Origin of the sequence: Pseudomonas fluorescens, assembly GCF_030344995.1 — a bacterium.
Classification (GTDB): Bacteria; Pseudomonadota; Gammaproteobacteria; order Pseudomonadales; family Pseudomonadaceae; genus Aquipseudomonas; species Aquipseudomonas fluorescens_BF.
The window spans coordinates 3,821,360-3,840,964 of record NZ_CP128260.1 but is presented as its reverse complement, the minus strand read 5'-3'; the positions used below and the strand labels follow the sequence as shown (position 1 = coordinate 3,840,964).

Below are 19,605 nucleotides of genomic sequence, written 5' to 3'. Positions count from 1 at the left end.
CCTTCGCGAGCAAGTCGAATCGTCGCACCGCCGCTCCCACAGGGACCTCAGCGCTTCGGATTACTGCAACGGCCCCATAACCTGCCGATACTTCTCCACCCCCTGCGCCGTCTCCCGAGTCAACCGCACCTCCAACCCCAACGGATCCTCCCGCCGATTCCCACTCAACTGCCGCCACCCCTTATCCATCTCCCAAACCCGCACCTGCAAATCACTCACCTCACCCAAAACCGCCACCCCAGCCGTAGGCGCCGGCAACGGATAGCGACTGCGCGCCGGCGCGACCGCGCGATACAACGTGTCCCCCTTGAGCCACCAGCGCACCCGCTGCAACGCCCCCGGCTGATCCGCCGCGCTACGAATAATGTCCAGCCGAAACCCCTTGCTGTCACTGCTGCGCACCGTAACGGCAGGCGGCGCCGTCGCCGGCTCATCCTCAGTCCCGACCTTCTTCGGCTCCGTCAGCTCAATCCCGGCGCGCATCTCCACATCCCGCTGCATCTGATTCAACGCCCGCAACAGGCTGTCGCTCTGCTCACCACTGGCCTGCAAATGGCTGTCGGCGCGGGTGACACTGTCCAACCCCTTCCAGGCAATCAGACTGACCACCGCCATCAACAGAATCGCGACCATCACCTCGATCAGCGTAAAACCTTGTTGTCTGTTCATTGCACGCTAATCCGGCCCGAAGCATCGCGCAGCACACTCAACCGATTGAGCCCGTCAGACAGCGTCAACTGCAGCGGCGGATTGATCCACTCCGCGTTGAGCACCACTTTCTGCTTGGGCTCCACCCGCACCTCCAGCTTCGGACTCTGCCAGGGACACGGCCGCAACTGCGGGTCCCGATCGAAATGATCAAAGCCCTTGCCACTGTCACTGCGCCGACTGAACCGAAACCCCTTGCCATCGCTCAACCATGCAATCGGCCGGCCATCCGCACGCGCCTCAGCCTGGGCAATCTGCAGCAACTGCGCCACGCGCTCGGCGTCCTTGCGCAGCAACTGCAACGGATCGGGCTTGATACTCAGACTGATCGCCGCACTGGCGATACCGATGATCACCAGCACCACCATCAACTCGATCAGCGTAAAACCCTGCTGCCTGCACCGGTTCATCGAATGCGCACTCCCTTGCGTCCAGCCCGTCCCAAAAAACCATCCTGCACGGCCAACATGTAAGGCGTGTGAAATAAAACCGTGAGAATTGCCGCGTAGTCTGATCACCGGGACTAAAAGGAGATTCAGCCCATGAGATACACCGCACGCTTTTCACCCCCCCAACTCATCCAGGCCGCCGCACTGCTGGCCGCCCTGGTCGGCATCGCCACCTGGTCATCCCTGCTCCTGACCACCGCCGAATCCCACACCCCGGCGGCTACGCCGCAACTGCTCGCGGCGCGCAGCGATAACCCGGCGTTGCAGTGGTTTTCCAATCGCACGGCGCCGGTGGAGATCAAGGTCAGTGGTGTGATGGCGGGGAGTCGCGGGGCGGTGGCGATACTGAGCCTCAACGACGGACCGCCGAGGAGCTTTTTGCAGGGGGAACGGGTGAGTCCTGGGGTGAAGTTGGTGGCGGTGGAGGGGGATGGGGTGGTGATTGAGCAGGGGGGGGAGAGGGTGCGGTTGGGGGTGGAGAGGTTGGGGGAGGGGGTGGAGATGCCTAGGTTGGTTAGGCCGTGAATTGAGGGGAATGACGGAAGTTATATTGATGCCTCAGTCGAAAAAATCGGTCTCTTGACTCCGGTTTGGTAAAAGTACGGGACGGATCAGGCAAGAATGCTCGTACTCACTTTTTGCCAGAGTCTTCCGCTGGATTTGAAAATATGCGCTATTCCTTCTCGCCTCCAATAGGTCCAATCGGCATAGGCGAATGTATTTTATCTGTATGGATAAACAGTTAATTTACTGATCGGATCCAAATTGTCGGTTCCTGCTAGACCGGTTGATAGCGATTTGATAGCTTCTGGGACATTCGAGGTCGCGAGGCCGCACGAAGTAAACCGATGGTGTCCCCCCCGGCGCCAATAGAATTCGGAAGGATACGATGAGCATCGCCTCCCGATGAATATTCAAAAGGCAGGCATGCAGTGATCACTACACCCGTTGGTAAATTCACAGGTACAACTTGGGAAGCGCAGTGTCAGCTCGCATTTAAACTAAAACATGGCGACGACGGATATCAGCATATACCGGCGTCTCCCGGTGATTTTGGGATAGAAGGATATACGAAACACACTGGTTATGCGTTTCAATGCTACTGCCCAGAAAGGCTCTATCATCAAGATGAGCTCTATGAAAAGCAGCGCACGAAGATCAACGACGATCTAAAAAAACTTAAAGATTATGCCGTTGATTTGCAAAGGATTTTGGGTGAGACAAGAATTAAGAATTGGTGTTTTGTCACCCCCGAAATTAGCAGAAACAAATTACACTCATATACCCAGACTAAACAGACAGAAGTCCGGGGGTGGAGTCTTCCGCACCTTGATGAAAATTTTACAATCTTGCTCCATGATCATGAGTTCTATATAAAAGAATTCAACATGCTGCGGATTACAGAAGGTCTTCCTCCATGCATGGGCTCCTCGTCAGAGTCTTTGCCAAGAGTTAGTACTACTCTTGAGCCGTACGACGAGAATCTTGAAAGAAAGTGTCGCCTGCGGATGCCTGGGAGGCCTGCAAAAAAAGTAGAAGAACTGGTTAAGCTCACAACCAATAGCTTTCTGGATCACGATACATATTTTCAATCGCTGTATGACCGATCGCCACAAACTTATGTAAATGTCGCCAGAATAGTAAATTCCTTTGAGCAAGACGTTCTGGAGTGGAGGCTGACATCTGAGGCAACCCCCGAGGAACTTACGACTCTAGTGAGGGATCGGTTGATGGAATACTTGACCACTGATCGCCATCTAAATATAGATAAGTCCATGGCAAATGATGTGGTGCGAAGGACTGTCGCGCGATGGCTTGCAATCTGCGAACTGGACTTCAATGAGTAAATCATGGCTCAGCTAAAATTTATAAGGCGGCCGATTCCGGTACTCTCGGAGCTTCGCCCTCTCTACAAGATTTCCCAGGCGCTTTTGATTCTCCACGTGTCTGGTCGCGGTGGTAAATCAAGCCTTCCCAAAATCCACCTCTTGAACTGGGCACTCAAGACTCCTGAGCGTACGCGATCACTAACAATTGGTGCCGAACAAGGCCAATTACAGCTCCCAATTTGGGGGTTCGATCCTGCGATGGCAATAGCGCTTAATCTTGCATTCAGTGAATCATTGATATCGCCTACCGCAAATGGCTTTGAACTAACTTCCTCCGGGAAATCTTATGTAAAGCTGATACTTTCTGATGAGTCTATATTGATAGAAGAAAAAGCCGCGCTGAAATCGATTGGTAAGAAAATTACGGAAGATATGGTGAATGCCGTGTCCAAGGGATGGGAATAGCGATGTACATAAAAGCAATTCATATTGATATCCAGACGGACGATGGGCCGTTTGGGTTTTTTACAGAATTTAGCCGTAACTTGAACATTATCCGTGGCAGGAACTCTGCTGGTAAAAGTACAATTGTTCACGCGATCATGTATGCCATCGGCATGGAGGAGTTGTTGGGCGCGCAGAATGAAAATGCGCTGACCTATGCCTTGAAGGATTACTTGGAGCATGATGGGGTTAAACATCAGATTCAGACCTCTCGGGTTACAATCGAAATTGAAAGCAACGGTAAGACAATTACCGCAAGACGGAGCGTTAGGGAGAATGGAATTAGTACTAAACTTGTACGAATTCAAGAGTGCTCCGTTTTAACGAAGGGGGAAGCAGCGCCCACTCTGTACAAATTTATCCATGATGCAAACAGCGCGCAAATTGAAGAAGGTTTCTTTAGGTACTTTGAGCAATTTCTTGGTTTGGAACTGCCGCTGGTGCCAAGGACAAATAACAAGCCAGCCAAGCTTTATTTACAGTATATCTTCGCCGCGATGGTGATCGAGCAAAAGCGCGGTTGGACTGATTACATTGCCAATCTTCCCTATTTTGGTGTAAGGGATGCGCGCATTAAAATTGTCGACTTTTTGGTTGGTACAGATGTGTTTGAAACGGATGCCAAACGCGACGTTTTAGACCAAGAGTCCAAGCAAATTTATGATGAGTGGCAAATTTCTTATCGAACGCTTTTGGGAGAAACTCTCAAACAAGGGTTTAAATTTACCAATATTTCAAAGTTTCCAGTGCCAGATTTCAATGTGAATCTAGTCAGCTTTCATAAAGCTTCGGGTGGTGTAACTGAAAGCATTCTAGAGTACAGGAAACGCAAAATTGAGGAGCATAAAAATATTGGTTTGAAGCTTTCTAATCAAGGCGAGACTCCAACGCAAGAAATAACTACAGCGATTGAGGCTCGCACTAATGAGCTTGAGCGTCTTACAGTCGCTTATGAGACGTGCTTGGGTGATCTCGCATTGTTCCGTATTAACCTAAATAGTAATAGGCTCAATACTCAGCAGGCTAAAGATGAATTAACTAAAAACCAAGCTGCGCAGAAGTTGATAAAGTTTGGTGCATCGATAAATTTATCTACTGCTATCAATTCTTGTCCTGCTTGTCACCAATCTATTGGTCACTCGCTCGTGGATCTACACGAGAGTACACCGCATATGGATATCGAGACAAACATAGACTACCTTTCTTCTCAGTTGAGAATGCTCGAAAGAGAAAGGGGGGGGATTGATCAATCGATGAAAGAGGCTGAAGCACTAAAGGATCAATTGGCAAGGTCGCTGTCAACAATAAAATCTGCACTTCGAGCGCTAAGATCCGATCTGAACTCTAATTCGACTGTGTCAAAGGCTGGTATTAGACTGCAGTTGCAAATTGAAATGGAGCTCGAAGAACTTACTAAGTTTGAAGAAAGCTATGATCGGGCACTCGCCGATCTCGGCGCGCTGTCGAAACGGTTCTTCGACAATCAAAAAGCCCGGGGAATGATGTCGGGTGATCATTACTCATCCGCTGACCTTGCTAAGTATTCACTCTTCGAAAGAATGTTCCGTGCCAATATCAGTGCATTCGACTACCACAGCGCGGCAATCGAAGACATTGAGTTCAACAGAGAGAACCTTCTTCCTTACCTTGCCAAAATTGAGCTCAGAGAAATCAATGGTCAAAGACAACCATTCAATTCTGCAGCTTACAACGATCAGTTAGCATCAAGTAATGGAAGAGGCGACGACAGCCCAAAAGGTAAAGGCAATATTGCGAGAGAGTCCAGCGCCAGCGATTTTGTTCGTTTGATATGGAGCTATCTGCTTTCCATCTACCAAACTTCCTCTCACCATACTGTCAATGGCAACCACTTGGGATTCCTATTGCTTGACGAGCCTGGACAGCACTCAATGGCAACCAAAAGCCAACAGGCACTCTTTCAGTTACTGTCATCTGAGAATGGATTGCAAAGCATTGTAGCTGCCTCGTTTGATGACAGTGAAGCTACTTATAGAGAGGCAACCTCTAATGTTGAGTTCAAACTTATTAAGTTGGGGGATAAATCGATTTTGCCAATTCATTAATTTGACTGGGAACATTTGGTGGTTTGCAGTCTTAATGTAAAAGGATTTTTTATAGTGGCTTGTTTTGAGCTCTTGAAGGTTTTAATGACGTTCGCCCCTGGGTTTTAGAGTGCTAAGTTTATAAGTCCTTTGAGTTTGGAAAAGGAAGGGTGAGCTGAATGAAGTTTTTAGATGATATATTACAATCAATCTCTGGCAACACGAAAACAAAGGTCGAAGATCCATTTATTGGCGCTTTTTTAGGGTCGTGGATAATCTGTAATTGGAGTAGATTGGCAATCCTAATATGGGGTGACGGCACCGCTGCGGAGCGAATCAAAGCTCTCGTTGATTACTTCAAAAATACTGATTTTCTCGGGTGGAATACAGTTTTTGTAATCCCTTTGTGCATGGCGTTGCTATTTTTGTTTGCGTTCCCTTGGGCGTCGCTTGTGCTGAAATCTTTACAGAGATTCGCCGGTGAACGTTTGCATCAGCAGGCTGTATCGATTGAAGTTGCCAAGGTTAAACAGCGGGAGGTATTAAATAAGCAAAAATTACTAGCAGATCCTGAAAAGAGGTTTTTAGAACAGAGTGTTCAGCTAGATATTGACCGTCGTAAGGAAATAATCGAGCAATTGAAGCTAAGAGGCATAAAGCGAAAAGAGCAAGCGGAGGCTGCGGTAGCAGCGTCGGAAACAGCTTTAGCCTCAGCGAGGGAAGCCAAAAGTCGCGCTAATCAAGAAGACTTAGAAGAAGAGAAAAAACAAAAAGGTGCGATGCTTGAACGACAGCGGTTTAACGTGGCAAGTGCTCGGCTAAAATCAGCGCAGGCATCAAATCGTTTCCCATCGTCCTATAGTTTTATGCTGGCGATAGAAGAGAGTCTCAAGGAAGACGGTGTTCAGTTATCTCTAGCGGGTTTAGGAGAGACCGTCGCGATGGTTTTTGGCTACGAAAATTTTCACTCCTTAATCAATGACGAAAATTTTAATAACGAAAGGTTGTCAAAAGTTTCATATATTTACTATGACCCCAAAGAGTTTGCGGTAGCTCTCGAAGCAATTGTGCAGGACGAAAAGTCTGACAATGAAAATCTAGAATCTGATCTTCTTTTCGATCACGTAATATCAGTCTTTGAAAGTTTAGACTATAAAATGCTCGCCGAGGATCAGGTGGAGGAGGTTTGTAGGGATGTTTGCGACAATGTTAAGTACGATTTACTAAATGGCGATGAATTCTCTGGTCCTATTGCAGAGTCTGATTCTATTTTTGATGAAATTGAAATTGGTGACTTGGAAGGAGTTGTATTTGATAATGGTTTGAGTGTAAGTTTTTCGGGCTCCGCAAGTGGCTCTCATAGGAAGGATGATGAGCTTCCTGGTCGTGATATTGGGTTTAGTATAGAAGTAACAAGTGCTGTGTTACTCGGTGCGAGAGCTTTGGGTGAATTTGAAGTTGGTGAGGTTTCGGCAAGATTGATTGACTATTATTATGATGCTGAAGAAGATTCTGGCTCTATTTAAATAGTCATGGGTTGGTTTTTATTTAAAATTAGGTGTTTTTCAGAAATAGGTCAGTCCCATTTTTTTGCCGTCTGGATGGCATAAAGCTGCCAATGTACCGTTTGATGATAGTTGGAATATATGAGAAGAGTTGCGATTTTTCTGCGAAGGACGGGGTCACTTAATAAGTTTCGAGCTGCCATTCTTGGCGCGCTCAGAGCGGATGTTGTTGATAATGCGTTGTTGTGTAGTGGTTTTTTTCAAGATGATGCAAAGTATTCTGCCGGTGCTGAATTTGACTTGGTTTCTCATAGAGATTGCAATTCATTAAAAATCACAACGCTCGGCTTGTATTCGTATAGTTGGAAGGCGCAGTACTCGAGTTTTTTTGAGCAGCTAAAAGCTCAGAATGCATGCACATGCTTTTCGGCTGTTCAGAAGCGAATTCCAAGTATGGGATGGCATGCAAAGGTGTTTTTGGCAAAGCAAGGTAATGTCCCGCTTGTTGGTATTGTTGGGAGTAGCAATATAACAAGGCGGGCCTTTGGTCTTGATAAAGACTTCAATTATGAATGTGATGTCGTGTTTTGGGATGAGACCGTGCCCGAAATCGATAAAGCTATATCTCTAGCAATTGGTGATCCTGGCGAGGTGTCCGATGTTATCGTTACCACTTACGACGAAAATCACCCCGCGAACCGACTCCCGCTACAGGTAAGGCTTTTATCTTTAGAGGCCGAAATTTTGTCCAAGGCGGTCGATTTTTAGCTTTTGAAGAGCGCTTAAATTTATTCGTTTTATTCGTGTTCGCCAAATGCTGAGGATGAAATGGGACCGATTCATTTGCTGAAAATAAATCTGATCCAATTGTTTTTTTTTATTGGAGCCTCTTAGCGTGAAGCTACATACCCCGCAAACATATCATCTTGAGCTGTTTGACGTTGGCCCATACCGACTTTCTTCGAATGGATCGAAATGCAAGTTCTCAAAACCCGCAAGTACCGAAAAGCATCCAAAGCTGTACACGTTGTCAGCAGCCGGCAAGCTCCTTTACGTGGGAGTCGCATCACAATCTATGTCTTCGCGCCTTTCGTTTGGTTTTCGTGCTAAGGGTAAAGGCGGCTATCACGGGTACAAGTGGAAAAAGTTAAGGCACAGATTAAATCTAAGTATTTGGACTGCCGAACTCGAAGGTGATATCACGTCGCTACGAGATCTGGAGACAGTAGAGGCAGAAGTCGCATTTTTATGCAGACAGCTTTCTGGTCAGTGGCCAGAGTTTCAACACGAAATTCACTTCTATCCTTCGTTTGACCTCCATAGGGACGCAGCTCAGAAAATTTATTTTCACGCTATTCAACAAGTTGCCTAGAAGCAAAGGATCAGTCGCGTTTGATTTAGAGGTTGCCAGTTAAGGCTGACAACCTCGGCCATTTTCTTTCTGACTATTGAGCTACAGCGATCAGCCGATCACGTCTTCACTTCAACATGATCCAACGCCTGATTCACCGCCAGTTCACTCAACATCACCAACTGCGCAATCCCGATCGCAGTCTTGCGATGTGCAGGCTCCAGCGTGGCGGCGAAGTTGTTGAGCATTTCGCTCGCCGATCCCAGTGATTCGCTGGCGTTGGCCAGCAGGGATTCGGTGTTGTAGGCCGGGTTGGCTAGGTACATGGGGTCGTGTTTGTGGTGGCTGCCCATGATGCGCTGTTGTGGGGTGAGGTAGTGGTCGAGGGCGCGTTCGGCGGCTTCGTTGAGGGTTCGGGAGTCGGGGAATTTGTAGGGGGAAACCGGATCGGTTTCGGGGGGATTGGGTGTCGGTTTGAACATAGATGAAACTCCTCATGCTTCAAAAAGGGAGGCCATCCAATTTCGCTACCAAACGAAGGTGGCGGCCATGCTCAGGTTGGTAGACCGGCACATGAGGAACCCGGCGCACCCGAAGGTGCCCTGTGCATGACCACCATAAAGCCGAGACGAAACGACGCCGCGAATGGTGATGCTGTGCAGAACTCATGTGCGGGCTACCAAACCCGATCACTGTTTTTCAGTGACCCGGAAACGATAAGACCCGCGCATTAGACGCACAAGCCGGCGGATTCTGGCGTAGTCGTAGGTAATGACGCAAGGTTGTGTAGCCTTGGGGACGTTACGGTTGGTGTCTTTTAAACGGGGTTTTGGGAGGGGGTAAACGGGTGGATTGAAGAGCGGCCCTCACCCCAGCCCTCTCCCGGAGGGAGAGGGGGCCGACCGAGGTGTCTTGCGCTTTACATCGACCTGAGAGATCGGGTTGATTATGGATTCAACGCGGTATGTGCAGGTTGGTGTAGATCCTTATGTGGGTGTCGGAAATGTCCCACGCCCGATTCATTTGCCATCGAGGGGGCCGACATTTAAGGCTGGCTCGGACTAGGGATTCTCGGGGCGGCTGAGTAACGTCTCCAGCCGAGCCAGCGGCGGCGCATCTTGGTTGCGGTCAAACACCTGAACTCCAACTTTGAGCAACCGCCCATTCTCTGCCGCTGCGATCACCTGCTCACACCGCAACAACAACTTCCCTTGATCACACTCCACCGCCTTAACCCCCATCGGCAACCGCCCCTCCAGCCGCAACTCCGCCATCCGACTCTGCGCCGCAATCATCGCAATCGACCGATCCCGCAAAACCCCGCTGCTCTGCGTCATCAACCCCGCCACGCGCACAGCTGCGGACATGGCCACGGCGATGATCGCCAGTGCGACGAGTACTTCAATCAGGGTGAATCCGGCTTGCGGGGAGGGGGTGCGCATCGGGGGCTCGGGCAGTCGGGCAGCCCTTGACGCTAACGCCCGTGCTTGACGGCTTGACGACGAAAACACCCGAGGATTTTCAACATCCCTGACATATCTTCTTGCAACACTGCGCGTCGAATCGAATCAAGCCAGGGAATGACGAGATGGATATCGCGCAATTCAAACAGCCCAGTCGACCGAGCCGGATGCCCCGTGGGCAGCAGGGTTTCACGCTGATCGAGATCATGGTGGTGGTGGTGATTCTCGGGATTCTGGCGGCGATGGTGGTGCCCAAGGTGCTCGACCGGCCGGATCAGGCGCGGGCCACGGCGGCAAAGCAGGACATTGGCGGGTTGATGCAGGCGCTGAAACTGTACCGCCTCGATCACGGCACTTACCCGAGCCAGAGCCAGGGCCTGAAAGTGCTGGTGGAACGGCCGGCCGATGCGAAGAACAGCAACTGGCGCTCGTACCTGGAGCGTCTGCCGAATGACCCGTGGGGTCGTCCTTATCAGTACCTCAATCCCGGTGCCAACGGCGAGATCGACATCTTTTCCCTCGGTGCCGACGGCCAGCCTGACGGCGACGGCGTGAATGCCGACATCGGTTCCTGGCAGTTGTAAGGCCGGTCATGAACAGCCAATCGAACCAGCAGGGGATGGCGATCATCAGTGCGCTGCTGATCGCGGCGGTGGTCGCGGTGATCGCTGCCGGCATGCTGACCCGCCAGAGCGTTTCGACCCGGGCGCTGGAAGCCGAACAACTGCGCGTGCAGGGCCGTTGGGTGTTGCACGGCGGGTTGGAGATCAGCCGGCAATTGTTGTGGGACGCCCGGCAGCGCGATCCGCTGACCCGACTCGACCAGCCGTGGGCGCAGCGGTTGAACACCCAGGGTTTCGAGGGGCGGCTGGAGGACGAGCAGGGCAAGTTCAACCTGCGCAATCTGGTGGCCAACGAGCGAATCGATGATGGGCAGGTGCAGGCGTTCGAGCGCTTGTGCGAGTTGATCGGTGTCAGCAGCGGCTTGAGCCGGCGCATCAGTCAGCGGGTGATCGGCTCTTATCCGCACCTGTTGAATGCCCAAGTGGTGGACAAGCCTGTGGCGAAAAACACCTTCGATAGCGGGCGCGCCACGTCGCCGTCCGCGTCGCGCAAACCACAATCGCCGACCTTGCCGATGCTGCGCACGCTTGACGATTTGCGCAGTGTCGACGGGGTCAACGATGCGCTGTTGGCGAAACTCTCGCCGTACCTGACGGTGATTCCGGCGACTACCTGGCTCAACGGCAACACGGCCACGGCGCCAGTGCTGGCGGCTTATGTGCCGGGGCTGTCGCTGGAGCGGGCGCAGGCGTTGATCAATGAGCGTGACGCCGGGCGCTGGTTCATCAATCGCGGGGATTTCGTCAATCGCCTGCGACTGCCGCAACTGGAGATCACCAGCGTCAAGGTCGGCATCACCAGCGATTGGTTCCGGCTGCGCGGGCAGGCGCGGCGGGATCAGCGGCGGGTGAGCCTCGATGCGTTGCTGCATCGCAGTCAGGATCGGTTGCCGCAAGTGATCTGGTCGCGGGTGGGCGTATGAGCCAGTTGCGCGTGAGTTTGCCGCCGCTGGCGGAGCTGAGTCTCGACAGTGATGTGGATTGCGCGTGGCTGGATCGTCAGGGGCAGGTTACGCGTCAGGAACGCATGCGGCTCGGCGCGCTGCCTAAGCAACCGCTGGTGTGTTTTCTGCACCCGTCGGACAGCCTGTTGGCGAGCATCGATTTGCCGCCGCTGCCCGCGAACAAAACCGCTGCCGCGGTGCAATGTGCGGCGCAGGCTTTGATGCTCGGCGACAGCGCGGAGATGCACATCGCCCACAGTGCCCGCAATGAAAGCGGCCAGGTGCAGATTGCCTGGGTAGCACGCAAGGATTTGCAGCGCCTCGGGCACTTCGGTTTGAACCTCAAAGGTCTGTACCCGGCGGCCTACAGCTTGCCGGTGATGGCCGGCGGCATCGGTTGCCTTCACGACGATCATCTGTTGCTGCGCCACGGCCCGAATGCGGCGCAGGTGCAGCCGATGATCGATGAAGCGTGGCTGCTGGAAACCGGTCTGCCGGCGCACTGGATCGGTGACGGCGCGCCGGAAGCGGTGCAATCGACATTGGCCGACACGCAACGTTGCTCCGGCCCGTTGCCGAATTGGGGCCTGCACGGCGGCCTTCAGCAACCGGGCACCGAACATCGCGGCTGGGGCAGGGCGCTCGGTTGCTGTGCGCTGGCGCTGGCGGTGTGGGTGATCGGTTTGAACCTGTACGCCGCTCGCGAGGCCGGGCAGGGCCAGCAGCTCAAGGCGCAGATGGCGCAGCGGGTGAAGCAGGCGTTCCCCGAGTTGCCGGTGATCCTCAATCCACTGCAACAGGCCCGTCAGCAAATCGCGGCTCGCCAGCAAGGCGCGGTGGATGCGCCGGGGCAGGATTTCACGCGGCTGGTGTTGCAGGCCGGCAGTGGCATGCCGTCGATGGCCGGCACGGTGCAGCGGCTGGAGTTTGTCGACGGCGCGTTGCAATTGAGTCTGCTGCCCGAGGCCCGGCGTTCGGGCAACGACAAGGATTGGCAAGGCACGCTGGCCCAGGCTGGCATCAGCATCAGCCCGAACGACGACGGCTGGGTCCTGCGCCCGGCCGGCGAGGCGACCGCCGCCACCGACAACGACGACAGCAGCGGAGCCGAAGATGAATAGCCCATCGCTTGCGAAATACCGCGCCGGTTGGCAGCGCTTCAACGCTCAGTTGCAGGCCCGTTGGCAGCCGTTGGCCGTGCGGGAAAAACGCATGGTCGTTGGCATGGCGGCGCTGGTGCTCGGGCTGTTTGTGTGGGTGGCGTTGATTCAGCCGCCGCTGAAGAAGATCGCCGCGTCACAAGTCGAAACGCCAAAACTGCGCGCCCAGGCCGAAGCGCTGGAAGTGCTGTTGCGCGACGTCAGTGTGCGCCCCGACGGGCAAAACCTGGAGCAGTCGATGCAACAGACCTTGCAAGCCAGCGGACTGGGCGGCCATTACCAATTGGCGGCCGCGTCCGCCGGCTGGCAGTTGACCTTCGACGCCGCACCCGCCGACGCCGTGCTCGACTGGCTGCTGAGCCAACCCCGGAATTTTTCACTGCAAGTGGTCGAGGCCCGTCTGCAACGCGCAGACGACGCCGCGACCGATGACACGGCCGGCACTCTGTCGGGCACCGTACGCATGGATCAGGCGCTGGGCGCTAAGGAAGCTTCATGAAGGGGTCAGGGTCCAAACGCATGGCGTTGCCGATGCTGTTGATGGCATTGAGCGCGTGCAGCAACACCACACCACCGAATCAACCGCCGCTGCTGGTGGACAGCGAACTCGGCCGGCCGCTGGCCAACACCCAGCGCAGTGGTGACGCGGTGCTCGACCGCGAGCGTGCGCAGGCCCAGGCCAGACCTGCGCCGAAGCAATTGCACAACATCACCGAACGCGCCCGCAGTGGCGGTTCCGCGCGCGGCACCACGTTGCCGGCCAATCCGTTGGGCGATCAACCGGTGACGCTGAATTTTGTCGACGCCGATATTCAAGCGGTGGTACGGGCGTTGTCGCGCTCCACCGGTCAGCAGTTTCTGGTCGATCCTCGGGTCAAGGGCAACCTGACGCTGGTCTCCGAAGGCCAGGTACCGGCGCATCAGGCTTACGACATGCTGCTGGCGGCGCTGCGCATGCAGGGTTTCAGCGTGGTGGATGTCGGCGGCGTGGCGCAGGTGGTGCCGGAGGCCGATGCCAAGTTGCTCGGCGGGCCGATCTACAGCGCCGACAAACCGGCCGGCAACGGCATGCTCACCCGCACGTTCCGCCTGCAATACGAGAACGCGGTGAACCTGATCCCGGTGCTGCGCCCGATCGTCTCGCCGAACAACCCGATCAACGCGTATCCGGGCAACAACACCATCGTCGTCACCGACTATGCGGAGAACCTCACGCGGGTCGCGCAGTTGATTCAAGGCATCGACACCCCTAGCGCCATCGACACCGACGTGGTGCAGATCCAGAACGGCATCGCCGCCGACATCGCGCCGATGGTTGCCGACCTGCTCGATGCGCCGGGCAACGATCCTACCCAGAAAATCGCAGTGATCGGCGACCCGCGCTCCAACACCATCATCATCCGCGCGGGCAGCCCCGAGCGTACGGAGCTGGCGCGCAACCTGATCTACAAACTCGACAACGCCCAGAGCAACCCGAGCAACCTGCACGTGGTGTATCTGCGTAACGCCCAGGCCGGCAAGCTGGCGCAAGCGCTGCGCGGATTGTTGACCGGCGAGAGCGACAGCGGCACCAGCGACAATGCGCGCTCGGTGCTCAGCAACATGGGCAGTTCCACTAACTCGGGCGGCGGGCAAAACGGCCAGAGCGGCACGCAATCCAACGGCTCCACTTCGACCACCAACAGCGGCAGCACTGGCGGCAGTTACGCTCAGGGCAGCAGCGCCACCAGTGGCAGCAGCAACGCGCAAAGCAGCGAGCAGAACGTGGCCTTCAGCGCTGGTGGTGTGACCATTCAGGCCGACGCGACCACTAACACCTTGCTGATTTCCGCGCCGGAACCGCTGTACCGCAACCTGCGCGAAGTCATCGATCTGCTCGACCAGCGCCGCGCGCAAGTGGTGATCGAAAGCCTGATCGTCGAAGTCGGCGAGGACGACGCCAGCGAATTCGGCGTGCAATGGCAGACCGGCAACCTCGGCGGCAAAGGCGTGATTGGCGGCGCCAACCTAGGTGGTTCGGGGATCAACGTCAACGGCAAGACCAGCCTCGATGTGCTGCCTCAAGGTTTGAACCTCGGCTACGTCAACGGCACCGTCGACATCCCCGGCATCGGCAAGATTCTCGACCTGAAGGTGCTGGCCCGAGCGCTGAAGAGCAAGGGCGGCACCAACGTGCTGTCGACGCCGAACCTGCTGACCCTGGACAACGAAGCAGCGAGCATTTTCGTCGGCCAGACCATCCCGTTTGTCAGCGGCAGCTACGTGACCGGCGGCGGGGGCACCAGCAACAACCCGTTCCAGACCGTGACCCGTGAAGAGGTGGGTTTGAAGCTCAACGTGCGGCCGCAGATTTCCGAGGGCGGCACGGTGAAGCTCGACATCTATCAGGAAGTCAGCAGCATCGACGAACGCGCCTCGGCGGCAGCCAATTCGGCGGGGATCGTCACCAGCAAACGCGCGCTCGACACCAGCATCCTGCTCGATGACGGCCAGATCATGGTGCTCGGCGGTCTGCTGCAGGACGGCTATAGCCAGAGCAATGACGCGGTGCCATGGCTGGGCAGCATTCCGGGGATCGGCGCACTGTTTCGCAACGAACGCCGCTCGATCACCAAGACCAACCTGATGGTGTTCCTGCGTCCGTACATCATTCGCGACAGCGCGGCGGGGCGCAGTATCACGCTGAACCGTTACGATTTCATGCGCCGCGCCCAGGGCGGTCTGCAACCGGAACGCAGCTGGGCGATGCCGGACATGCAGGCGCCGCAGTTGCCGGCCACCGCCCAAGGCGTGCCGGCACCGGTGTCCGGCCCGCGCGCGACCATCAAAGCGGTGCCGCTGCAATGAGCGCATTGCCTTACGCCTGGGCCAAGGCGCAGCGGATTCTGCTGCGCGACGGCGTGCTGACGGTGTGCCCGTCGACGCCAGGCTGGTCGATCACTGAAGTGCGCCGGCAGTTCGGCGCGGCCAGGCTTGAGCGAGTGCGCGATGACGAACTCGACGGTTTGCTCGCCACGGCTTATGCCGATACCGGCAGCGCGGCGGCAGTGGTTGGCGCGGCGGAAAACGAAGTCGACCTCGACCGCCTGATGCAGGACATGCCGGAAATCACCGACCTGCTCGACACCCAGGACGGCGCGCCGGTGATCCGCATGATCAACGCCTTGCTCACCCAAGCGGCCCGGGACGAGGCCAGCGACATTCACATCGAACCGTTCGAAACCCATTCGGTGGTGCGCTACCGGGTCGACGGAACCCTGCGCGACGTGGTGTCGCCGCGCAAGGCGTTGCACGGTGCGCTGGTGTCGCGGATCAAGATCATGGCCCAGCTCGATATCGCTGAAAAACGCCTGCCGCAGGACGGGCGGATTGCGTTGCGCGTAGCGGGGCGGCCGATCGACATTCGCGTTTCGACCGTGCCCACCGGCCATGGCGAGCGAGTGGTGATGCGTCTGCTCGACAAACAGGCCGGACGTCTGCATCTGGAAACCCTGGGCATGGACGCGCAGGTGCTGGCCAAACTCGATCACCTGATCCGCCAGCCCCACGGCATCGTGTTGGTCACCGGCCCGACCGGTAGCGGCAAAACCACCAGTCTGTATGCAGCGCTGGCGCGGCTCGATGCGAGCACCAGCAACATCCTCACCGTTGAAGACCCGGTGGAATACGACCTGCCGGGCATCAGCCAGATTCAGGTCAACGCCAAGATCGACATGACCTTCGCCCTCGCGCTACGCGCCATTTTGCGGCAGGACCCGGACATCATCATGATCGGCGAAATCCGCGATTTGGAAACCGCGCAGATCGCGGTGCAGGCTTCGCTGACCGGTCACCTTGTACTCGCGACGTTGCACACCAACGATGCGGTGTCGGCGGTCAACCGCTTGGTCGATATGGGCGTCGAGCCGTTTCTGCTGGCGTCGTCGATGCTCGGGGTTTTGGCCCAGCGCCTGGTGCGACGGTTGTGCAATCAGTGCAAACAGGAAGACCCGGCGACGCCCGGCACCTGGCGCCCGGTGGGTTGTGCGGCGTGCAATCACACCGGTTACAGCGGCCGTACCGGCATTCATGAGTTGTTCTGTATCGACGACGACATTCGCACCCTGATTCACCAAGGGGCAGGGGAGCAGGCGTTGCGTGCAGCGGCGAGCAAGGCCGGGATGTTCAGCCTGCGTGAGGACGGCGAGCGCTGGATTCGCAGCGGTGCCACGGCGCCGGAAGAAATCCTTCGTGTGACACGGGACGCCTGATGAATCGCTATCGTTTTGAGGCCGCCGATGCCAGCGGCAAGATCGAATCCGGGCATCTGGAAGCGGACAGCCAGGGCGCCGCGTTTGGCGTGCTGCGCGGTCGCGGCTTGACGGCGTTGTCGGTGGAGAAGGAGAGCAACGTCTCCCAGCATGGTGGCGGTGGATTGTTCAGCGCCAAACTCTCGGACAACGATCTGGCCTGGGCCACCCGGCAACTGTCGAGCCTGCTCGGCGCCAGTTTGCCGCTGGAAGCTGCACTGAGTGCCACGGTCGAACAGGCCGAGAAAAAACACATCGCCCACACCCTCAGCGCCGTACGCGCCGATGTGCGCAGCGGTATGCGCCTGGCCGAAGCGCTGGCGGCGCGGCCACGGGATTTTCCGGAGATTTACCGGGCGCTGATTGCGGCGGGCGAGGAGTCCGGTGATCTGGCGCAGGTGATGGAGCGGCTGGCGGATTACATCGAGGAGCGCAACACCCTGCGCGGCAAGATTCTCACCGCGTTCATCTATCCGGGCGTGGTCGGGCTGGTGTCGATCGGCATCGTGATTTTCCTGCTCAGCTACGTGGTGCCGCAGGTGGTCAGCGCGTTTTCCCAGGCGCGGCAGGATCTGCCGGGGCTGACGCTGGCGATGCTCAATGCCAGTGATTTCATCCGCGCCTGGGGCTGGCTGTGCGCAGGCGTCATGGCCGGTGCGTTCTGGAGCTGGCGCCTGTATCTGCGCAACCCGGCGGCGCGATTGAGTTGGCATCATCGGGTGCTGAAGCTGCCATTGATCGGGCGGTTTGTGCTGGGGCTGAACACTGCACGGTTCGCCTCGACGCTGGCGATTCTCGGCGGTGCCGGGGTGCCGTTGTTGCGGGCACTGGAGGCGGCTCGGCAGACCTTGTCGAATGATCGTCTGAGCCTGAGCGTCAATGAGGCCACCGCCAAGGTGCGAGAGGGCGTCAACCTGGCGGCAGCGCTGAAAGTGGAGAACGTGTTCCCGCCGGTGCTGATTCACCTGATCGCCAGCGGCGAGAAAACCGGTGCGCTGCCACCGATGCTCGAGCGTGCGGCGCAGACCCTGTCTCGCGATATCGAACGCCGGGCGATGGGCATGACCGCATTGCTTGAGCCGCTGATGATCGTGGTGATGGGCGGGGTGGTGCTGGTGATTGTGATGGCGGTGTTGTTGCCGATCATCGAGATCAATCAACTCGTGCAGTAGTTTTCTCAACTTTTTTTACCGGCGCCAGATCTCACCCGAGCGCGAAAAACAGCATCCTCGGGTTCTCCTTTCTGTCATCTGCAACGGCCCTTCAAGGGCTGTGGCCGATTCCCTCGAAAAGCCCGCCACAGACACTCCGCACAACCCCCGGAACACCCGAGAAAATCCCTCGAAAATCACCTCGCACCTCCCGAGGTTTTTTCCTTTATCTGTCACCGGAAACTGCGAATTTCTCAGTGCGACTTAACCACGGACCCCGCTTGCGAAGGTCAGCGGTGAGTCCTCCCAGTGTCATGCAAGTCCCCTGAAAACCTGTGTTCACAACCAACGTTGAAAAGGAGATTCTTCATGTTCAAGCGCACTCTGATCGCAGCTTCCCTGACCGTCGCTGCCCTGGCTTCCGCTCAAGCCATGGCCGTTACCGGTGGTGGTGCAACTCTGCCAGCCGCTCTGTACAAAGGTTCATCCGACAGCATCCTGCCAGCCAACTTCAGCTACGCAGCCATTGGCAGCGGCGGCGGCAAGACCGCTTTCCTGACCAACAACCCGGCTGGCTTCAGCACCACTGGCACTGTGCACTTCGCCGGTAGCGACTCGATCCTCAGCGCTTCGGAACTCAGCACCTACAGCAGCACCTACGGCGCTTCGTTCGGTCCGCTGATTCAACTGCCTTCGGTTGCCACTTCGGTTGCCATCCCTTACAAAAAATCCGGTCAGACCGCTCTGAACCTGACCAGCGCTCAACTGTGCGACGTGTTCTCCGGCGCCAAAACCACTTGGGGTGCTCTGTTGGGCACTTCCGACACCACCGCCATCCGCGTTGTTTATCGCAACGTTTCCAGCGGTACTTCGGAAATCCTGACCCGTCACCTGAACGCCGTCTGCCCGACTCAGTTCGCCACCAACACCACCTTCACCGCCGCTCGTATCGGTGGCATCGCGCTGCCTTCGAACTGGGTCGGCGTTGCCAACACTTCCGATGTCGCCACTGCCGTGAACGCCGTTGACGGTTCCATCGGTTACGTCGGTCCGGACGGTGTTGACGCCACCAGCAACGCTGTTGTTGCCCGCGTCAACGGTGTTCAGCCGACTTCGGCCAACGTCAACCTGGCACTGGCATCGGTTTCCGCTCCTTCGACCGCTGCCCAGGCTGCCAACCCGGCCAACTGGTCGCCAGTGGTTGCCAACCCGGCTCTGGGTTACAAGCTCGCGGCCTACACCAACTTCATCTTCGGTCAGTGCTACAAGGATGCAGCCGTGGCCGCCGACGTCAAAGCCTTCCTGACCAAGCACTACAGCATCCCGGGCAACAACGCCGCGACTCAGGCTCACAAGTTCGTCGCTGTACCTGATTCCTGGAAAAACGCTGTAACCGCCAACTTCATCACCAACACCTCGGGCAACAACCTGGACATCAACAACGCCAGCGTCTGCAACGCTATCGGTCGTCCTTTGTAAGCTCGCGCAGTCGTAACAGAAATGGCGGCAACCTTCGGGTTGCCGCCATTTTTTTTGGCTGGATACACCTCAATCATGAAGTTTGTG

The 19,605-nt window shown here is 56.2% G+C and carries 18 protein-coding genes; 14 read left to right on the top strand and 4 right to left on the bottom strand.

What is annotated here, in order from left to right; translation table 11 throughout:
• Positions 1-60: 60 nt before the first annotated feature.
• Both QR290_RS16975 and gspH read right to left on the bottom strand, forming a co-directional pair.
• Entirely contained in the window at positions 61-669 is a 609-nt protein-coding gene (locus QR290_RS16975; protein ID WP_085746260.1) for a prepilin-type N-terminal cleavage/methylation domain-containing protein, read from the bottom strand.
• Positions 666-1,118 (bottom strand): type II secretion system minor pseudopilin GspH, encoded by a 453-nt coding sequence (gene gspH, locus QR290_RS16970; protein ID WP_289203158.1) that lies wholly within the window; start codon positions 1,116-1,118, stop codon positions 666-668. Before gspH ends, QR290_RS16975 begins: the two co-directional genes overlap by 4 nt.
• A gap of 132 nt (positions 1,119-1,250) precedes the next feature.
• Between gspH and QR290_RS16965 the strand changes: the two genes are divergently transcribed.
• The 6 genes from QR290_RS16965 (at position 1,251) to QR290_RS16940 (ending at position 7,826) form a co-directional block, all read left to right on the top strand.
• Complete coding sequence (locus QR290_RS16965; RefSeq protein ID WP_115078185.1) at positions 1,251-1,682, top strand: type II secretion system protein N; 432 nt, start codon at positions 1,251-1,253, stop codon at positions 1,680-1,682.
• Positions 1,683-2,089: 407 nt separating this feature from the next.
• Positions 2,090-3,004 (top strand): hypothetical protein, encoded by a 915-nt coding sequence (locus tag QR290_RS16960; protein WP_115078184.1) that lies wholly within the window; start codon positions 2,090-2,092, stop codon positions 3,002-3,004.
• A 3-nt stretch (positions 3,005-3,007) separates the two neighbouring features.
• Entirely contained in the window at positions 3,008-3,451 is a 444-nt protein-coding gene (locus QR290_RS16955; protein ID WP_115078183.1) for a hypothetical protein, read from the top strand.
• Between the two features lie 2 nt (positions 3,452-3,453).
• The gene (locus QR290_RS16950) at positions 3,454-5,574 is read left to right on the top strand and encodes an AAA family ATPase (RefSeq protein WP_289203157.1); all 2,121 of its coding nucleotides are present in this window, start codon (positions 3,454-3,456) and stop codon (positions 5,572-5,574) included.
• Between the two features lie 158 nt (positions 5,575-5,732).
• Positions 5,733-7,079: a hypothetical protein gene (locus tag QR290_RS16945; protein ID WP_289203156.1), complete on the top strand. Its 1,347-nt coding sequence runs from the start codon at positions 5,733-5,735 to the stop codon at positions 7,077-7,079.
• 120 nt (positions 7,080-7,199) lie between these two features.
• Positions 7,200-7,826, top strand: a complete 627-nt coding sequence (locus QR290_RS16940) for a hypothetical protein (RefSeq protein WP_162803833.1) — start codon at positions 7,200-7,202, stop codon at positions 7,824-7,826.
• Between the two features lie 702 nt (positions 7,827-8,528).
• Here the strand turns inward: QR290_RS16940 and QR290_RS16935 are convergent.
• Both QR290_RS16935 and gspI read right to left on the bottom strand, forming a co-directional pair.
• Positions 8,529-8,891 (bottom strand): DUF6124 family protein, encoded by a 363-nt coding sequence (locus QR290_RS16935; RefSeq protein ID WP_011333718.1) that lies wholly within the window; start codon positions 8,889-8,891, stop codon positions 8,529-8,531.
• Positions 8,892-9,470: 579 nt separating this feature from the next.
• Complete coding sequence (gspI, locus tag QR290_RS16930) at positions 9,471-9,851, bottom strand: type II secretion system minor pseudopilin GspI (RefSeq protein ID WP_289203155.1); 381 nt, start codon at positions 9,849-9,851, stop codon at positions 9,471-9,473.
• 146 nt (positions 9,852-9,997) lie between these two features.
• Here gspI and gspG point away from each other — a divergent pair, with 146 nt between their 5' ends.
• From gspG to QR290_RS16890, 8 genes are all read left to right on the top strand, one after another.
• A complete protein-coding gene (gene gspG, locus QR290_RS16925) occupies positions 9,998-10,456 on the top strand; it encodes a type II secretion system major pseudopilin GspG (protein WP_011334561.1) in 459 nt (152 codons plus the stop codon).
• Positions 10,457-10,464: 8 nt separating this feature from the next.
• Positions 10,465-11,418, top strand: coding sequence for a type II secretion system minor pseudopilin GspK (gspK, locus tag QR290_RS16920; RefSeq protein ID WP_289203154.1), 954 nt, complete (start codon positions 10,465-10,467; stop codon positions 11,416-11,418).
• On the top strand, positions 11,415-12,560 hold the full coding sequence (gene gspL / locus QR290_RS16915) for a type II secretion system protein GspL (protein ID WP_289203153.1): 1,146 nt from the start codon (positions 11,415-11,417) through the stop codon (positions 12,558-12,560). Before gspK ends, gspL begins: the two co-directional genes overlap by 4 nt.
• Positions 12,553-13,098 (top strand): type II secretion system protein GspM, encoded by a 546-nt coding sequence (gspM, locus tag QR290_RS16910; protein WP_289203152.1) that lies wholly within the window; start codon positions 12,553-12,555, stop codon positions 13,096-13,098. The genes gspL and gspM overlap by 8 nt, the downstream gene beginning before the upstream one ends.
• Positions 13,095-15,446 (top strand): type II secretion system secretin GspD, encoded by a 2,352-nt coding sequence (gene gspD, locus QR290_RS16905; protein ID WP_289203151.1) that lies wholly within the window; start codon positions 13,095-13,097, stop codon positions 15,444-15,446. The genes gspM and gspD overlap by 4 nt, the downstream gene beginning before the upstream one ends.
• Complete coding sequence (gene gspE / locus QR290_RS16900) at positions 15,443-16,849, top strand: type II secretion system ATPase GspE (RefSeq protein ID WP_289203150.1); 1,407 nt, start codon at positions 15,443-15,445, stop codon at positions 16,847-16,849. The genes gspD and gspE overlap by 4 nt, the downstream gene beginning before the upstream one ends.
• Positions 16,849-18,060 carry a type II secretion system inner membrane protein GspF gene (gene gspF / locus QR290_RS16895; protein WP_289203149.1) on the top strand — a complete coding sequence of 404 codons (1,212 nt, stop codon included), beginning with the start codon at positions 16,849-16,851 and terminating at the stop codon, positions 18,058-18,060. The genes gspE and gspF overlap by 1 nt, the downstream gene beginning before the upstream one ends.
• A gap of 348 nt (positions 18,061-18,408) precedes the next feature.
• Positions 18,409-19,518: a substrate-binding domain-containing protein gene (locus QR290_RS16890; protein ID WP_289203148.1), complete on the top strand. Its 1,110-nt coding sequence runs from the start codon at positions 18,409-18,411 to the stop codon at positions 19,516-19,518.
• Positions 19,519-19,605 lie beyond the last annotated feature (87 nt).

What these genes read in the sequence shown, in the direction of transcription:
- QR290_RS16940 (WP_162803833.1), top strand. Translation starts at nt 7,200, where the DNA reads ATGAGAAGAGTTGCGATTTTTCTGCGAAGGACGGGGTCACTTAATAAG.
- QR290_RS16935 (WP_011333718.1), bottom strand. Translation starts at nt 8,891, where the DNA reads ATGTTCAAACCGACACCCAATCCCCCCGAAACCGATCCGGTTTCCCCC.
- gspE (WP_289203150.1), top strand. Translation starts at nt 15,443, where the DNA reads ATGAGCGCATTGCCTTACGCCTGGGCCAAGGCGCAGCGGATTCTGCTG.
- gspG (WP_011334561.1), top strand. Translation starts at nt 9,998, where the DNA reads ATGGATATCGCGCAATTCAAACAGCCCAGTCGACCGAGCCGGATGCCC.
- gspI (WP_289203155.1), bottom strand. Translation starts at nt 9,851, where the DNA reads ATGCGCACCCCCTCCCCGCAAGCCGGATTCACCCTGATTGAAGTACTC.
- QR290_RS16975 (WP_085746260.1), bottom strand. Translation starts at nt 669, where the DNA reads ATGAACAGACAACAAGGTTTTACGCTGATCGAGGTGATGGTCGCGATT.
- gspD (WP_289203151.1), top strand. Translation starts at nt 13,095, where the DNA reads ATGAAGGGGTCAGGGTCCAAACGCATGGCGTTGCCGATGCTGTTGATG.
- gspH (WP_289203158.1), bottom strand. Translation starts at nt 1,118, where the DNA reads ATGAACCGGTGCAGGCAGCAGGGTTTTACGCTGATCGAGTTGATGGTG.
- gspK (WP_289203154.1), top strand. Translation starts at nt 10,465, where the DNA reads ATGAACAGCCAATCGAACCAGCAGGGGATGGCGATCATCAGTGCGCTG.
- gspM (WP_289203152.1), top strand. Translation starts at nt 12,553, where the DNA reads ATGAATAGCCCATCGCTTGCGAAATACCGCGCCGGTTGGCAGCGCTTC.
- QR290_RS16945 (WP_289203156.1), top strand. Translation starts at nt 5,733, where the DNA reads ATGAAGTTTTTAGATGATATATTACAATCAATCTCTGGCAACACGAAA.
- QR290_RS16965 (WP_115078185.1), top strand. Translation starts at nt 1,251, where the DNA reads ATGAGATACACCGCACGCTTTTCACCCCCCCAACTCATCCAGGCCGCC.
- QR290_RS16950 (WP_289203157.1), top strand. Translation starts at nt 3,454, where the DNA reads ATGTACATAAAAGCAATTCATATTGATATCCAGACGGACGATGGGCCG.
- gspF (WP_289203149.1), top strand. Translation starts at nt 16,849, where the DNA reads ATGAATCGCTATCGTTTTGAGGCCGCCGATGCCAGCGGCAAGATCGAA.
- QR290_RS16955 (WP_115078183.1), top strand. Translation starts at nt 3,008, where the DNA reads ATGGCTCAGCTAAAATTTATAAGGCGGCCGATTCCGGTACTCTCGGAG.
- QR290_RS16890 (WP_289203148.1), top strand. Translation starts at nt 18,409, where the DNA reads ATGTTCAAGCGCACTCTGATCGCAGCTTCCCTGACCGTCGCTGCCCTG.
- gspL (WP_289203153.1), top strand. Translation starts at nt 11,415, where the DNA reads ATGAGCCAGTTGCGCGTGAGTTTGCCGCCGCTGGCGGAGCTGAGTCTC.